Source organism: Pseudonocardia sp. N23, assembly GCF_002583555.1.
GTDB lineage: Bacteria > Actinomycetota > Actinomycetes > Mycobacteriales > Pseudonocardiaceae > Pseudonocardia.
In genome coordinates this window covers 1-356 of the sequence record NZ_BEGX01000173.1, presented here as the reverse complement: position 1 = coordinate 356, position 356 = coordinate 1, and the positions used below count along the sequence as shown (strand labels likewise).

The 356-nt window shown below is 67.4% G+C and carries 1 protein-coding gene; it reads right to left on the bottom strand.

The genetic code is table 11. The annotated features are described in order from the left end of the window. On the bottom strand, positions 1–240 hold a 240-nt coding region (locus TOK_RS31445; RefSeq protein ID WP_172457900.1), incomplete at its 3' end, for a GntR family transcriptional regulator. Positions 241–356 lie beyond the last annotated feature (116 nt).

Below are 356 nucleotides of genomic sequence, written 5' to 3'. Positions count from 1 at the left end.
CTGGGCGCGCGCCTGCTCGGCCGATGTGGGCTCCGGCGTCGGGCTCGGCAGGCGCAGGACGTAAGTGCCGCGGCCCTGCCGACCCTCGAGCAGCCCTTCCTGGATCAGCGGCGCGAGCGCATTCTGGACGCCGCTGACACCGCTGATGCCGTATTTCTGCTGGATCATGCGAAAGGTGTCGATCTGCTCGCCCGGAGCCCATTCGCGGGCGGCAAGCCTGCGCCGGAGATCGTTCGTCACGCTGCTAGCGTCCATCAGACAAGAGTACCAGTGCGCCGGAGCAATTTGGTAGAGATTCCACCGGTCACTTCCCCGAGTGCCTGGCAGACGGTGGTGCGAGGTGGTGGGGCGTCGGC